This is a genomic window from Citrobacter sp. RHBSTW-00017, assembly GCF_013797615.1.
GTDB lineage: Bacteria > Pseudomonadota > Gammaproteobacteria > Enterobacterales > Enterobacteriaceae > Citrobacter > Citrobacter braakii.
Window position 1 is genome coordinate 756,880 of record NZ_CP056899.1, and the last position, 12,078, is coordinate 768,957.

Genomic DNA, 12,078 nt, shown 5'->3' on the forward strand with positions numbered 1-12,078 from the left:
TTATGCGGCGAGATTAATCGTCGAGGAAGCTACGCAGCACTTCAGAGCGGCTCGGGTGGCGCAGTTTACGCAGCGCTTTCGCTTCGATCTGACGGATACGTTCGCGGGTAACGTCGAACTGTTTACCGACTTCTTCCAGCGTGTGGTCGGTATTCATATCGATACCGAAACGCATACGCAGAACTTTCGCTTCACGGGCGGTCAGGCCAGCCAGAACGTCGTGCGTTGCGGCACGCAGGCTCTCGGTGGTAGCAGAATCCAGCGGCAGCTCGAGGGTGGTATCCTCGATGAAATCACCCAGATGCGAATCTTCATCGTCGCCGATCGGCGTTTCCATGGAGATAGGCTCTTTAGCGATCTTCAGCACTTTACGGATCTTGTCTTCCGGCATCAGCATGCGTTCAGCCAGCTCTTCCGGCGTCGGCTCGCGGCCCATCTCTTGCAGCATCTGACGGGAGATACGGTTGAGCTTGTTGATGGTCTCAATCATATGTACCGGGATACGGATGGTACGTGCCTGATCCGCGATCGAGCGGGTGATCGCCTGACGGATCCACCAGGTTGCATAGGTAGAGAACTTGTAACCACGACGGTATTCAAACTTATCAACCGCTTTCATCAGACCGATGTTACCTTCCTGAATCAAATCCAGGAACTGCAGACCACGGTTGGTGTATTTCTTGGCGATAGAGATAACCAGACGTAAGTTCGCTTCAACCATCTCTTTTTTCGCACGGCGGGCTTTCGCTTCACCGATGGACATGCGACGGTTGATGTCTTTAACCTGCTCGATGGTCAGGCCGGTTTCTTCTTCAATCTGCTGCAGTTTCTGCAGTCCGCGGTGAACGTCATCTGCCACGTCGTGCAGTTTTTCAGACCACGGTTTGTTCATCGCGATTGCCGCGTTGAACCAGGTTTCGCTGGTTTCGTTGCCAGTGAACAGGGTGATGAAGTTTTTCTTCGGCATTTTGCACTGCTCAACGCAGAGCTTCATGATCAGACGTTCCTGAGTACGCACGCGGTCCATCATGACGCGCATGCTGTTTACCAGGTAGTCGAACTGCTTCGGCACCAGGCGGAACTGTTTGAACACTTCAGACAGCTTCTGAATTTCTTCCTGTGCGGCAGCATGGCTGCGGCCTTTCGCTTTGATGGTGTCGCGAGTGATTTCGTACTGAGTACGCAGTTCACCGAATTTTTCACGCGCTAATTCAGGGTCGATGCTGTTGTCGTCATCGCTGCTGTCGTCGTCATCTTCTTCATCTTCGTCTGCATCGTCATCCATCTCTTCCTGAGAGAGTTCAGAACCGACGTGTGTCGCCGTTGGCGCCATGTCTTCTTCCGCGTTCGGATCGACAAAGCCGGTGATCAGATCGGAAAGACGCGCTTCTTCAGCTTCTACACGATCGTATTGCTCAAGCAGGTAGGTGATGGCTTCCGGGTATTCGGCAACGGAGCATTGAACCTGGTTAATCCCGTCTTCGATGCGTTTAGCGATGTCGATTTCGCCTTCACGGGTTAACAGTTCAACGGTACCCATTTCACGCATGTACATGCGGACCGGGTCAGTTGTACGACCGATTTCGGACTCAACGCTGGACAGAACCTGGGCAGCCGCTTCTTCCGCGTCTTCATCGGTGCTGTTGGAGGTTTCAGCAAGCAGCAGATCATCGGCATCAGGTGCTTCTTCCATCACCTGAATACCCATGTCATTGATCATTTGGATGATGTCTTCGATTTGATCTGAATCGACGATATCTTCCGGCAGATGGTCATTGACCTCGGCATAGGTCAGATAGCCTTGCTCCTTACCACGTTGGACAAGTAGCTTCAGCTGTGACTGCGGGTTTTGCTCCATAAGACGGTATCCACACTTAATTCGTTTGATTGGTGTTGGGCGGTAAAACCGCCAACGGCAAAACGAGGGCATACTTATATTTTGCCGCTGCCTCTCCGTGCGGCTGTCGGGGGCTTCCCGAGCGATATTCGGCAGTTAAGCCGTTAAATACTTTTGTCTTTCTGTTATTTCTTGGCCAGTTCCTGGTTCAGCGTCCAGAGTTCCCGGCGTTCTTCGCTGCTTAAACCGTGTGTGCGCTCACGAGCTATCAACTCTTCCTGGCGCAGCTCAAGCATCGAATCAAACATATGGTTGAGTGAGTCGGTGAAGGTTTTTTCTGCGATATCTTTATCTGCTATATCGTCCCACATCGACAGTTTTTCAAGGGTCGCAGCATCATTTGTGCCACGATAGTGTTCTAAAAGTTGTCCGGTGGTCAGACCTGGCTGAGCCAGACAAGTGTTGACCAGTTCTCTGAATAAGCCAAGTCCAGGCAGTTTATTGCTATCCAGTGCGCCTAACGGCGGAACCAGCGGGGCGAGACCCGGGTTCTGTACCAGCAACCCTATAAGTATACGCATGGTCGTACGTTTTAGCTGTGGAACAGGGCGGGAAGCCCCATTTTCTGCCAGTTTTGGCATTAAACGTTCAAGCTGACTGTCATCCAGAATGCCGAGCTTGTTTCCCAACTCCTGTCGCAGATAAATGCGTAACGTTTCGCCTGGTACCTGAGTAATCAGCGGTAATGCCAGCGTGCTGAGCTGTGCGCGTCCGTCCGGGGTACTCAAATCCACCTGCGGCAACAGGCTGTTAAATAAAAACGCGGAGAGCGGCAGCGCCTGCTCCATCCGGGCTTCAAAGGCCTCTTTCCCTTCTTTACGCACCAGCGTATCGGGGTCTTCGCCGTCAGGTAAAAACATAAAGCGTAGCTGGCGTCCGTCTGTCATATAGGGCAGTGCGGTTTCCAGCGCGCGCCATGCTGCGTCGCGTCCGGCACGGTCACCGTCGTAACAGCAAATTACGTTGTTCGTCGCGCGGAACAACAACTGGATGTGATCGGCGGTGGTTGACGTCCCAAGGGATGCCACTGCGTAGTTAATGCCGTATTGCGCCAGCGCCACCACATCCATATAGCCTTCTACCACTAACAGGCGCTGCGGATCGGCGTTATCCTGCTGGGCTTCATAAAGGCCATACAGCTGGCGACCTTTATGGAAAATATCGGTTTCCGGGGAGTTGAGATACTTCGGCAGGGCATCGCCCAGCACGCGTCCACCAAAACCAATGACTCGACCACGTTTGTCGCGGATGGGGAACATCACCCGTTCGCGGAAGCGATCGTAACTGCGTCCCTGATCGTTGGTGACCAACATTCCCGCATCGACCAGCGATTTACGATTCTCAGCATTGCTGCCAAACCGTTTCAGGACGTTGTCCCAGCCGGGGGGCGCAAAACCAATAGCAAAACGGGTGATCACGTCGCTACTTAATCCTCGCTTTTCCAGGTACTGGCGCGCGGGGGTAGCGGCGGGTTGCATCAAAGACTGTTGATAAAAAGTGTTCAGGCCGTCCATCAATTGATAAAGGCTTTGCCGTTGATGGCGCTCTATCTGACTAGGGCCACTGCCTGCTTCATAGGGCACTTCAAGGTTGTGCATTGCGGCCAGTTCTTCGACGGTTTCCACAAACTCGAGCTTGTCGTAGTTCATGAGAAAGTCGACGGCGTTGCCATGTGCGCCACACCCAAAGCAGTGATAAAACTGTTTCTCACCGTTTACGGTGAAAGAGGGGGTTTTTTCGTTATGGAACGGACAGCACGCGTGATAATTTTTGCCCTGCTTCTTCAGCTTTACCCGCGCGTCGATGAGATCGACAATGTCGGTTCTTGCCAGCAGGTCATTTATAAATACGCGTGGAATTCGTCCAGCCATATGCCCCGTTTATTTTTTTATGACTTATATACACAAAATCATTCAAGATGCATCAAGACGGCAAGGGAGCGAATCCTCAGGAGCGTACATCAGTACGTGACTGGAGGGAACGACTGCAGCCAACGCAGAGGCAGCTTGAATGATGACGCGTATAAACGAAAACAAGCCGCGCATTCCTTCCGGAAGCACGGCCTTACAACTACAACTCTGTCTGAATTGAGAGCCTTGGCTCTCAATGGATTAGTACAGACGAGTACGGCGTGCGTTTTCGCGAGCCAGTTTCTTCGCGTGACGTTTCACAGCAGAAGCTTTAGCGCGCTTACGTTCAGTAGTCGGTTTTTCATAGAACTCACGACGACGAACTTCCGCCAGAACACCTGCTTTTTCGCATGAACGCTTGAAGCGACGCAGTGCTACGTCGAACGGCTCGTTTTCACGTACTTTAATTACCGGCATGTAACTCTCACCTTTATAAATTCGGTTTGCCGCTGGCATCAACGCCAGCTTATTTCAAAATGGTGCGGAATTTTACTGCAATTGCTGCTGCTTTGTAAAGCACCGACGCGATTTTGAAAGGGACTTTTATAAGGATAAGGAGTATACACGAGCGGAACTCCTGGGGCGAACAAAGTTTTACATCAACCCGCATTGGTCCTACACTGCGCGGTAATAGAGCGAGGTAAAACAAGTCATGCGTGTACTGGGTATTGAAACATCCTGCGATGAAACCGGCATCGCCATTTACGACGATGAAAAAGGTCTTTTAGCCAACCAATTGTATAGTCAGGTGAAATTACACGCTGACTACGGCGGCGTAGTGCCAGAACTGGCCTCGCGCGATCACGTACGTAAAACCGTACCGCTGATCCAGGCCGCGCTGAAAGAAGCGGGACTGACGGCAAAAGAGATTGATGCGGTGGCGTATACCGCAGGTCCTGGTCTGGTTGGCGCGCTGCTGGTCGGCGCAACCGTAGGACGTTCGCTGGCGTTCGCCTGGGGCGTACCGGCAATTCCTGTGCACCATATGGAAGGGCATCTGCTGGCGCCGATGCTGGAAGATAATCCCCCTGCTTTCCCGTTCGTTGCGCTGCTGGTTTCCGGCGGTCACACGCAGCTGATCAGCGTCACCGGTATTGGGCAGTATGAATTACTGGGTGAATCGATAGATGATGCCGCTGGTGAAGCGTTCGATAAAACGGCCAAGCTGCTGGGGCTGGATTATCCTGGCGGCCCAATGCTGTCAAAGCTTGCATCGCAAGGCGTTGAAAAACGCTTTGTCTTCCCGCGCCCGATGACCGACCGTCCGGGTCTGGATTTCAGCTTCTCCGGCCTGAAAACCTTCGCCGCGAATACCATTCGTAATAATGAAAATGACGATCAGACGCGTGCAGATATCGCTCGTGCGTTTGAAGATGCTGTGGTTGATACGCTGATGATCAAGTGTAAACGCGCGCTGGATCAAACCGGTTTTAAACGTCTGGTGATGGCGGGGGGCGTGAGCGCTAACCGTACGCTGCGCGCAAAACTGGCCGAGATGATGCAAAAACGTCGTGGCGAAGTGTTTTACGCACGTCCGGAATTTTGCACCGATAACGGGGCGATGATCGCCTACGCGGGCATGGTGCGTTTTAGAGCGGGTGCAACGGCGGATCTTGGCGTGACCGTGCGTCCTCGCTGGCCGCTGGCGGAATTACCGGCGGCATAAGCACATAATATTGTAGGCCCGGTAAGCGTAGCGCCACCGGGCAACTCTCTACTCCCGCAGCATCCCTTTCTCTTCCAGAAACGCGATAATTTTTTCCAGACCCTCTCCGGATTTTAAATTACTAAACGTCCACGGACGCTCGCCGCGCATGCGTAGGGTATCGCGCTCCATCACCTCCAGCGAGGCGCCCACGTAAGGGGCCAGATCGGTTTTATTGATCACCAGAAAATCAGATTTGGTGATCCCCGGGCCACCCTTACGCGGGATCTTCTCACCTTCGGCAACGTCGATCACATAGATCGTCAGATCCGCTAATTCCGGGCTGAAGGTGGCGCTCAGGTTATCGCCGCCGCTTTCCACAAAAATCAGATCCAGATTGCCGAATTTCTCGCTCAGCGCCTCTACGGCGGCCAGATTCATCGACGCATCTTCACGGATAGCGGTGTGCGGGCAACCGCCGGTTTCCACGCCGACGATCCTGTCTGGCTCCAGTGCGCCTGCTTCGGTGAGAATGCGCTGATCTTCTTTGGTATAGATATCGTTGGTTACCACCGCCAGTTGATAGCTGCTGCGCATGGATTTGCATAACGCTTCCAGCAGCGCCGTTTTGCCGGAGCCAACCGGGCCGCCAACGCCCACGCGCAGGGGATGCTTGTTGTTACTCATTTTTTCTCCTCAGGAGCGGAATAATCGGGAATATTGGGTTTCATGCCGGGCAGATGCGATGGCCGCCAACGGGGTTGCTGAGCCGAGGCTGGCGTCAGGACACGCCAGCGCCTGTGCCAGACCTTGTGCATACCGGTTGCAGAGCGCAATGATCAAACGCTGGGCCGCCTGCTGCCCAAATGGAACCAGTTTGACGCCAGCCATCACTGCGCTCTCAATCCAGCTGTAGCCGAGGCTTAATGCCAGCTCCGTCAGGGGGATTTTCCAGCGCACGCCCAGCCAGGCCATACCGCAGAGTTGGCTGTCGACAAAGAGCGCGCGCCACTCCCGCGAGCAATCTGCTTCCCAGTCGGTGACCAGCCGCGTAAACGCCGCGCCCCGACTGCGTTCTTCATCCCGTAGTTCGCGGGTTTCCCGACAGGCCAACAGGTAAGCGATCCAGCGGCGTGCTGCAGCGAGATCGTCTTGCTCGCAGGCGCGATACAGTCTCGCCAGTAGCGGTAGGTCGACGGTAAAGAAGTTCTGCTCCATCTGCTGGATTTGCCAGTCAGAGAAGTCATCGGCGCTTTTCACCCAGCCGATTTCAACCGCCCACTCCAGACCCTGGGACCAGGTAAACGACCCCACCGGGAGAGCGCTGCTGGCGAGCTGCATCAGACGCAGCTGTTGGATGTTATGCATCAGTGCGCATGGGCGTGATGATGCCCGTGTGATTCACTGGCATAAGCGCCTGCTTCCGGTTCAAACGGTAGTTGAGCAAACGTCACCTCCAGGCTGAACTGGCGCAACATGGCGTCCAGCACATGATCGTGATGGTAGCGCAACTCATCCGGCAGAATTTGCAGCGGAACGTGGCGATTGCCGAGGTGATAACAGGCTTTGGCGAGCAGGAAAGGATCGGCGCAGCGCACCACGGAAACTGACTCCGGCGCGGCGATCACTTCGATCACCTCGCTGCCATCTTCGTTGGTCAGCAGGTCACCACTGCGTAACAGCAAACCGCGCGGAAGCATTAGCCCGGCTTCGCGACCGTCGTTCAGCGTCACTCTGGCACGGCTTTTTACTCGAATATCAATGGGTAGCGTGACGCTTGCGGTGACGCGGTGGGCGTGGTCAAGGCGTTGGGTCAGGTAGATCATCGTCACTCCTCAAAACAGGAAATAGCGTTGCGCCATCGGCAAAACGTCTGCCGGTTCGCTGGTGATAAGTTCGCCATCAATGCGCACCTCATAAGTCTGAGCATCGACGGTGATATTGGGTTGCAGGCCGTTGTGGATCATGTCGGCCTTTTTCACCGTCCGACAGCCTTTGACGACGGCGATGGCGCTTTGCAAATTGAGCTGCTGCGGGATGTTTTGCGCGTTAGCGGCCTGCGAAATAAAGGTCAGCCGAGTACGATGCCGCGCCGCGCCAAGTGCACCGAACATCATGCGGTAATGCACCGGCTGCGGGGTGGGGATCGAGGCGTTGATATCGCCCATCGGCGCACAGGCGATCATCCCGCCCTTTACGATCGTCGCTGGTTTTACGCCAAAAAAGGCTGGGGACCACAGCACCAGATCGGCCAGTTTGCCAGGCTCAACGGAGCCAACTTCGTGGGCGATGCCGTGGGTTAGCGCCGGGTTGATGGTGTATTTGGCGACGTAGCGTTTAACGCGCTGGTTGTCGTTGTCGCCTGTTTCTTCTGCCAGCGGACCACGCTGAACCTTCATGCGGTGCGCCACCTGCCAGGTGCGCAGGATCACTTCGCCCACGCGCCCCATCGCCTGTGAATCGGACGAGGTCAGGGAAAACGCGCCAATGTCATGCAGCACATCTTCGGCAGCGATCGTTTCCCGGCGAATGCGTGATTCGGCAAAGGCCACGTCTTCGGCGATATCCGGATCGAGGTGGTGGCAAACCATCAGCATGTCGAGATGCTCGTCGATGGTGTTGACGGTATAGGGCAGCGTCGGGTTAGTGGAGGAGGGCAGAATATTCGGATGCGCGCAGGCGGTGATGATATCTGGCGCATGGCCGCCGCCCGCGCCTTCGGTGTGGAAGGTATGAATGGTGCGATCGCCAATCGCCGCCAGCGTATCTTCAACGAAACCGGACTCATTGAGCGTATCGCTGTGCAGTGCCACCTGGATATCCATCTCCTCTGCTACTTCCAGGGAACAGTTGATGGCGGCTGGCGTGGCGCCCCAATCTTCATGGATTTTCAGGCCAATGGCGCCCGCGGTGATTTGCTCGCGCAGGGCGTCAGGATTTGAGCCGTTGCCTTTACCCAGCAAACCGATGTTAACCGGCAAGGCGTCTGCTGCCTGCAGCATGCGCGCGATGTACCACGGACCCGGCGTGCAGGTGGTGGCGTTAGTTCCTGCTGCCGGGCCGGTGCCGCCGCCGATCATCGTCGTTACGCCGGAAACCAGCGCCTCCTGTGCCTGCTGTGGGCAGATCCAGTGAATATGCGTATCCACGCCGCCCGCGGTGACGATCTTGCCTTCCCCGGCGATGACTTCAGTTCCCACGCCTATCGGGATCGTGACGTCGGGCTGAATATCGGGATTACCCGCTTTGCCGATGGCGAAGATCCTGGCGTCCTTGATGCCGATATCCGCTTTCACGATCCCCCAGTGATCGACGATCAGGGCGTTGGTTATCACCAGATCCACACACACTTGCGCGCGCATTTGTCCCTGACCCATGCCGTCGCGGATCACTTTCCCGCCGCCGAATTTGACCTCTTCGCCGTAGGTGGTGAAGTCTTTTTCCACCTCAATCCACAGGTCGGTATCAGCCAGACGTACCTTATCGCCGGTGGTTGGGCCAAACATGTCGGCGTACGCCTGCCGTGAAATTTCACTCATCATTTGCCTCCAGTGCGCCCATCACTTCGCTGCGAAAACCCACGATCCTTTGTGCGCCAGCGACGCGCACCAGTTCGACTTCGCGTTTTTGTCCCGGCTCAAAACGTACCGCCGTACCCGCAGGAATGTTTAGACGAAAGCCGCGTGCAGCACGCCTGTCAAAGCGCAGCGCCGGGTTCACCTCGGAAAAGTGATAGTGCGAGCCCACCTGGATGGGTCTGTCGCCATGATTTTCCACCACGATCGTACAGGTTTCTCGCCCCTGATTGAGCGCGATATTGCCTTTGGCTATCTGATATTCACCAGGGATCATTGCCGCTCCTTAAACGATCGGGTTGTGGACGGTGACCAGCTTTGATCCGTCCGGAAACGTCGCTTCAACCTGAATATCTGGGATCATCTCCGGAACGCCTTCCATCACCTGATCGCGGCGCAGGACGTGACGCCCGTCTTCCATCAGCGAGGCCACGGTTTGACCATCGCGTGCCCCTTCCATGATGAAAGCGCTAATTAGCGCCACCGATTCCGGATAGTTCAGCTTCAGCCCGCGGGCCAGGCGACGTTCTGCCACCAGCGCGGCGGTAAACAGCAACAGCTTGTCTTTTTCTCTGGGGGTTAGTTCCATATGGGGTCTCTTAGGTTTGCCAGATTCGCGGTAGTACGGGCGGTTTGTGTGTCAAAAGCGGGCGCAGAAATTGCCAAATGTCACGCATAACGCGCTGAACAATCAGGTTGTCGTCGGCAAGAAAGCGGATCGTCAGCAGTGAGTCGTTAAGCGTTGCCCCGGCGTAATCGCCAAGCGGCGTCAGCCGCTCGCGCGTGCCTTCCAGCATGTTTTCAGTGGCCGGATAACACAGCAACGTGCCTACCCAGGGATGGTGCGCGACGCCGCTCAGCTCCCCCTTCTGCAACTGCAAGCGCTCTATCAGCAGCGGCTGCCCATTTCGCCACACTTCCAGACGGTTTTGCAGCGTGCCGTGGCTGAAGGACTCCTGCATAACTGGTCGCCCGAGACACAGCAGATCCCAGGCCAGCAGTCGACTCTCTGACGCGATGTGAAAGACGGACTGGATAGTGGCGTTGGCGCCAGGAAAGAGGATCGTATCCTGGGGGAGCCACTCCAGCGTGGCGTGCGGGGCGAGCGTGAAATGTTGGCGCAGCAACGCCTGCGGCCCACCGCTGCGATAAAACTTTCCCGCGCCGGGCTGGGTGATTAACACATGACTGTTTTCGTTGAGAGTTACGGCAATGTGTAGTTCATCCCCGCCGACGATCCCCGCGGGTGGATGAAGCAAATAGAGGTGGCAGACGTCCTCTTCCGGGTAAAACGGACGCTGAACCGTCAATGGACCATGATGACGCGCCGAGGCGAGCACCGTGTTGTGCCCAGTGCGGGTGAAATGCAGATCCAGTTCGGCCTGCCAGCCCCGTGTGAGTGTCTCGTGCGCAACCGTGTCCAGAGCGTTTCCCTTATCAGCATGAGGGTGTTTGCATACAAAAAAGTATGCCTCAGCACATCGGGAAATCGATCATATGAGAAGCTTATGGATAAAGGGGCGACAATATGCCGCCCCAATGGGGTTTTACAGTAAAACGAGGGGCATCCAGACCAGACCGGTAATCACCAGCAGCACAAGGAAAATCAGGCCAAAAATAGCACCGAGTCGCCAGTAATCCACCGTAGGCAAATAGCCGCTGCCGTAGTAGATAGGGCTAGGACCGGTGGCATACGGGGTCAGAATGCTGCCGAGACCAATGGCTGCGCCGACCATCAGGCAGAAGACCGGAAGTGGAATTTCCGGCATTGCCAGTGCGGCGGCAATCATCATCGGCGCCAGGGCGGAGGTATACGCCGTGGCGCTGGCAAAGAAGTAGCGCAGCAAATAGAACACCACAATGAGCGCCACCATCACCATCATCGGCGAATAACCGCTCAACCCGTTTGCCAGCAGCTTGCCGAACCAGGTAATAAAACCGGTGTTATTGAGCCCGGCCGCCAGCGTTATCAGCGAGGCCAGCCAGAAAAAGACGTTCCACGCGGCTTTATTACTGACGATGTCATCCCAGCTAATGATGCGCAGTACCAGCATCAACGCCACTACGCTGTATCCGACCATCGCGGCGTCAATGTAATCGCCGCCGAAGATCCACAGCTCCAGTGCGCCGACCATCAGCACCAACATCTTTTTCTCGCGTGCGCAGAGCGGTCCCATTGCTTTTAGCTCTGTATCCGCCCAGCGCGGAACCTGATCGCCGGATTTCAGTACCGGTGGATACAACACGTACGCCAGCCAGGGCACAATCAGCACCAGTAAAATACTCAGCGGCAGCATGCCTAAGAACCAGTCTCCCCAGCTCAGCGCCGTGTGGGACGCGCCTTTCATCAGGCCGATTAACAGCAGGTTCGGCGCCATCGCCGTTAAGAAAATGGCGCTGGTGACGCAGTCGGCGACAATGCCCATCCACATAATGTACGAGCCAATGGAGCGAGAACTGGCGCTATTGGGCTGCGAGTTATACAGCGGCGGCAGGTTGCGGATAATCGGGTAGATTATTCCGGCCCCGCGCGCGGAGTTGGACGGCGTGACGGGAGCGAGGATAAGTTCAGAGAACATCACCGCATAGCCGAGAAACAGCGTCCGGTGCCCCATCTTTTTCACCAGCATCAGCGCGATACGTCGACCGAGCCCGGTTTTCTCATAGCCGGTACCAAACATAAAGGCCGCGAAGATAAGCCAGATTACCGAGTTTGAAAAACCTGATACCGCCCATGACAGCGATTTGGCGGTAAATTTAAAACCGTCCTGCGCGAGTTGCTCCGGGCTGAACAGCAGCCACGGAGAAAGGACGGCGATGATCGAAATGCCAATCATCGCTACCACCGCGCCCGGTACAGGTTCCAGAATAAGGCCCACAATCACACCGGTAAAGACGGCAAAATAGAGCCAGGTGTGGCTCTCAAGGCCGTTGGGGACGGGCAGTACAGCAATAATGGCGATAACCACCAGCGGAGCCAGGTATCGCCACCAACCAGCTAAAGGTGCCATTGTTGTATCCCTACGAAAAGGGAGAGGCGCAGCGCCTCTC

General features: G+C 55.6%; 12 protein-coding genes. 1 reads left to right on the top strand and 11 read right to left on the bottom strand.

Annotated elements, in window-relative coordinates; all coding sequences use genetic code 11:
* Window positions 1-13 precede the first annotated feature (13 nt).
* The 3 genes from rpoD to rpsU all read right to left on the bottom strand — a co-directional run bounded on the left by rpoD (window position 14) and on the right by rpsU (window position 4,224).
* Window positions 14-1,858 (bottom strand): RNA polymerase sigma factor RpoD, encoded by a 1,845-nt coding sequence (gene rpoD / locus HV037_RS03650; RefSeq protein WP_016154549.1) that lies wholly within the window; start codon window positions 1,856-1,858, stop codon window positions 14-16.
* Between the two features lie 164 nt (window positions 1,859-2,022).
* Window positions 2,023-3,768, bottom strand: coding sequence for a DNA primase (dnaG, locus tag HV037_RS03655; RefSeq protein ID WP_103284246.1), 1,746 nt, complete (start codon window positions 3,766-3,768; stop codon window positions 2,023-2,025).
* A gap of 240 nt (window positions 3,769-4,008) precedes the next feature.
* Window positions 4,009-4,224, bottom strand: coding sequence for a 30S ribosomal protein S21 (gene rpsU, locus HV037_RS03660; protein WP_001144069.1), 216 nt, complete (start codon window positions 4,222-4,224; stop codon window positions 4,009-4,011).
* Window positions 4,225-4,459: 235 nt separating this feature from the next.
* On the opposite strand from rpsU, the gene tsaD reads away from it, so the two are divergent.
* Window positions 4,460-5,473: a tRNA (adenosine(37)-N6)-threonylcarbamoyltransferase complex transferase subunit TsaD gene (gene tsaD / locus HV037_RS03665; protein ID WP_049259813.1), complete on the top strand. Its 1,014-nt coding sequence runs from the start codon at window positions 4,460-4,462 to the stop codon at window positions 5,471-5,473.
* A 48-nt stretch (window positions 5,474-5,521) separates the two neighbouring features.
* Here the strand turns inward: tsaD and ureG are convergent, their stop codons facing one another.
* The 8 genes from ureG to HV037_RS03705 form a co-directional block, all read right to left on the bottom strand.
* Window positions 5,522-6,139 carry an urease accessory protein UreG gene (ureG, locus tag HV037_RS03670; RefSeq protein WP_016154547.1) on the bottom strand — a complete coding sequence of 206 codons (618 nt, stop codon included), beginning with the start codon at window positions 6,137-6,139 and terminating at the stop codon, window positions 5,522-5,524.
* A gap of 9 nt (window positions 6,140-6,148) precedes the next feature.
* On the bottom strand, window positions 6,149-6,820 hold the full coding sequence (locus tag HV037_RS03675; protein ID WP_047358659.1) for an urease accessory protein UreF: 672 nt from the start codon (window positions 6,818-6,820) through the stop codon (window positions 6,149-6,151).
* On the bottom strand, window positions 6,820-7,278 hold the full coding sequence (gene ureE, locus HV037_RS03680; RefSeq protein WP_103284245.1) for an urease accessory protein UreE: 459 nt from the start codon (window positions 7,276-7,278) through the stop codon (window positions 6,820-6,822). Before ureE ends, HV037_RS03675 begins: the two co-directional genes overlap by 1 nt.
* A gap of 9 nt (window positions 7,279-7,287) precedes the next feature.
* Window positions 7,288-8,991: an urease subunit alpha gene (gene ureC, locus HV037_RS03685; protein WP_146053245.1), complete on the bottom strand. Its 1,704-nt coding sequence runs from the start codon at window positions 8,989-8,991 to the stop codon at window positions 7,288-7,290.
* On the bottom strand, window positions 8,984-9,304 hold the full coding sequence (locus HV037_RS03690; protein WP_016154543.1) for an urease subunit beta: 321 nt from the start codon (window positions 9,302-9,304) through the stop codon (window positions 8,984-8,986). The genes ureC and HV037_RS03690 overlap by 8 nt, the downstream gene beginning before the upstream one ends.
* Before the next feature lie 9 nt (window positions 9,305-9,313).
* Window positions 9,314-9,616, bottom strand: a complete 303-nt coding sequence (locus HV037_RS03695) for an urease subunit gamma (protein WP_016154542.1) — start codon at window positions 9,614-9,616, stop codon at window positions 9,314-9,316.
* A 10-nt stretch (window positions 9,617-9,626) separates the two neighbouring features.
* Window positions 9,627-10,451, bottom strand: coding sequence for an urease accessory protein UreD (locus HV037_RS03700; RefSeq protein WP_196808778.1), 825 nt, complete (start codon window positions 10,449-10,451; stop codon window positions 9,627-9,629).
* A 123-nt stretch (window positions 10,452-10,574) separates the two neighbouring features.
* Window positions 10,575-12,038 (bottom strand): anion permease, encoded by a 1,464-nt coding sequence (locus HV037_RS03705; protein ID WP_181500187.1) that lies wholly within the window; start codon window positions 12,036-12,038, stop codon window positions 10,575-10,577.
* Between the last annotated feature and the right edge of the window lie 40 nt (window positions 12,039-12,078).